The sequence below is a fragment of the Haladaptatus sp. genome (assembly GCF_049589095.1).
GTDB lineage: Archaea > Halobacteriota > Halobacteria > Halobacteriales > Haladaptataceae > Haladaptatus.
This window is the reverse complement of sequence record NZ_JBAWAC010000191.1, coordinates 1-2,427: the sequence shown is the minus strand read 5'-3', so window position 1 is coordinate 2,427 and position 2,427 is coordinate 1. Positions and strand designations below refer to the sequence as shown.

The 2,427-nt window shown below is 62.9% G+C and carries 2 protein-coding genes; both read left to right on the top strand.

The genetic code is table 11. The features are described 5' to 3' along the window. Positions 1-396, top strand: a 396-nt coding sequence (locus WBV42_RS06380; RefSeq protein ID WP_423985284.1) for a VTT domain-containing protein, incomplete at its 5' end; no start/stop codon positions are given. A 385-nt stretch (positions 397-781) separates the two neighbouring features. Further along, positions 782-2,427 (top strand): methionine--tRNA ligase (metG, locus tag WBV42_RS06375; RefSeq protein ID WP_423985283.1); only part of this gene is annotated, 1,646 nt, incomplete at its 3' end.

Below are 2,427 nucleotides of genomic sequence, written 5' to 3'. Positions count from 1 at the left end.
GTCCTCCTCGCCCCCCTCGACCTCGGCATCGGGAAAATCGGACGGTACTCGCTCATCATCCTCGTCAGCGGGTTCGGCAAGGCTGCCGGAAGCGTGTTCGCGTTCCACATCGGCCAGGAGGCCAAGGAGTCCGGCCCGGTCATCCGCGCACTCCGCCGTTCGCGGATCGACATCGTGGAGTGGTCCGAACGGAAGACCGTCGCACTCGCCCAACGCTGGGGCTACTTCGGCCTGGCGGGCGCGCTATGTGTCCCCGGCTTCCCCGATACCATTTCCATCTACGCCTTCTCGATCCTGGAGACGGATTACGTGAAGTTCGCCTTGGCGTCCTTTGCGGGCAGTGTCGGACGGCTCGTGTTGGTGTTGCTCATCACCAAAGGCGTTCTGTCGGTCTGAACGGCGAGAACGGGTGTTGCGAATTGGGTGGCGTTTTGCGGTCGTGAGTGCGATTTCTCGAGAGTAGTTCCGGGACTGAAGACGATTCTTTCCGCCGTCACGGAAAACCAAAATCCTCCTCGCGGCCAAGTGTTTATATACGATAACGAACCTACTGCGTGGTATGCGTTCGACGGCCCACCTCACCCGATTCGCTATGCGCATGCGCCGATAGCGTCGGGTGAATCCTTCTGGGCCGGCCGCGGTCGGTTTTCGGGGGTGAAACCCGTCGATTCCGGTTTTCGAGAGCGACCGCTACACGAATATCACGCAGCAGCGACCACATCATCAATGACGAACACACGAAATCGGCGGGTTTTACACCCGCAAGGAAGGAGACGATAGTATGAGCCACGACAGTTTTCCCACCGAGGAACCGGCGGTGGTGACGTGTGGGCTTCCCTACGCGAACGGGGAACTCCACATCGGACACCTCCGAACCTACGTCGGCGGTGACGTCTACTCGCGCGCCCTCGACACGCTCGGCCAGCAAACGGCCTTCGTTTCGGGGTCCGACATGCACGGCACGCCGGTCGCCGTGAACGCCGAGAAGGAGGGCGTTTCACCGCGGGAATTCGCGCTTCGCCACCACGAGAAGTACGAGGCGACGTTCCCGAAGTTCAACATCGAGTTCGACAACTACGGCCACACGGACGACGAGACGAACACGGAACTCACCCAGGAGATCGTCCGCAAACTGGACGAGGAAGGGTACATCTACGAGAAGGAGATCAAGGTCGCGTGGGACCCCATCGAGGACGACCCGCTCCCCGACCGCTACGTCGAGGGGACCTGCCCGTACTGTGGTGCCCACGCGCGCGGGGACGAGTGTGACGAGGGCTGCGGACGGCATCTCGAACCCGGTGAGATCGAGGACCCGACGAGCACCCGTACCGGGAACCCGGCGGAGTATCGCGAGCGGACGCACAAGTTCTTCCGCGTCTCGGACCTGCAGGAGTACCTCCAGGGATTCATCGACCGCCTCGAAGGGACGAGCAACGCGAAGAACCAGCCCCGCGAGTGGATTGAGGGTGAACTCCAGGACTGGTGTATCTCCCGCGATATGGATTGGGGAATCGACTATCCTGGGGAGGAAGATGGGACGGAAGACCTCGTGCTCTACGTCTGGGTGGACGCTCCCATCGAGTACATCGCCAGCACGAAACAGTACACCGAGCGCGTCGGCCCCGACACCTACGACTGGGAGGAGACGTGGAAGGAGAGCGGCGAAATCGTCCACATCATCGGCCGCGACATCATCCAGCACCACACCGTCTTCTGGCCCGCGATGCTCCACGTCGCGGAGTACAACGAACCCCGCGCCGTCATGGCGAGCGGCTTCGTCAACCTGAACGGCAAGGGCTTTTCCACCAGTCGCAACCGCGCCGTCTGGGCCGACGACTACCTCGACGAGGGCTTCGACCCGGACCTGCTGCGCTACTACCTCGCCACCAACGGCGGGTTCCAGCAGGACGTGGACTTCTCGTGGGACCGGTTCCAAGAGCGCGTCAACGGCGAACTCGTCGGAACGGTCGGCAACTTCGTCTATCGAAGCCTGCTGTTCGCGGCGCGGAACTACGACGGCGCGCCGGACGTCGAGGCGAGCGACGAGGTGACGGAGCGAATCGAGGAGGCCATAGAGGAGTTCACCGCGGCCGTCAACGACTACTCGCTCAAGGACCTCGGCGACGCCGCAACCGCACTGGCCGCGTTCGGCAACGAGTACATCCAGCGCAACGAGCCGTGGAAGCTGACCGACGAGGACCCCGAGCAGGCTGAACAAGTCATCTACGACTGCGTGCAGGTATCCAAGGCGCTTGCCGTGCTGTTCGAGCCAATCCTGCCCGGCAAGGCCGAAGCGCTCTGGACGCAACTCGGCGAGGACGGGTCGGTTCACGGAACCGAGGTCGCAGACGCACTCTCCGCGCCGCGCGGTGACTTCGGCGAACCGACCGAACTGTTCGCCAAGTTGGAGGACGAGCGCGTCGAGGA